The organism is Pseudomonas sp. SbOxS1 (genome assembly GCF_013416725.1).
Lineage (GTDB): Bacteria > Pseudomonadota > Gammaproteobacteria > Pseudomonadales > Pseudomonadaceae > Aquipseudomonas.
The window spans coordinates 1-553 of sequence record NZ_JAAVXC010000079.1 but is presented as its reverse complement, the minus strand read 5'-3'; the positions used below and the strand labels follow the sequence as shown (position 1 = coordinate 553).

At 45.6% G+C, this 553-nt stretch carries 1 rRNA gene; it reads right to left on the bottom strand.

The window, feature by feature from the left end:
* Nucleotides 1-283 precede the first annotated feature (283 nt).
* Nucleotides 284-399: ribosomal RNA gene (gene rrf / locus HFK74_RS32895) — 5S ribosomal RNA — on the bottom strand.
* Nucleotides 400-553: the final 154 nt, after the last annotated feature.

Below are 553 nucleotides of genomic sequence, written 5' to 3'. Positions count from 1 at the left end.
CTACAGCAGCCTCATTTGCTGTCAAGTGATATTTTTCAGAAGTTTTCAAGGAATCCTTAGCAACTTCAACCACTTGCGCTTCAGATCTCTCATCAGCGGGAGGCGAATTCTACAGCGTTACACGCTGCTGTCAACACCTTAATTCCTGCTTCTTTCGATTGAGAAAACCGAATCACTAACCAGGTAAACGACTTGATTAGCAGTACAAGCTTTATACAAAGCTTGTACTTATATAAAAACAAAACCCCTACCTGCATGCGCAGATAGGGGTTTTGGAATTTAATCTTGACGATGACCTACTCTCACATGGGGAAACCCCACACTACCATCGGCGATGCATCGTTTCACTTCTGAGTTCGGGATGGGATCAGGTGGTTCCAACGCTCTATGGTCGTCAAGAAATTCGGGTACTGAGTCGCGGCCAGTTGGCCTCGCTTCAGCAAATTGGGTATGTGATAGCTCGGTGTTTTGTGAGATTCCGAACTTTCGGTTCGTTTCGTCTTCACACACCGCAATCTGATGCTTCTTTCGAAGTAAGCAAATTGCTTGGGTG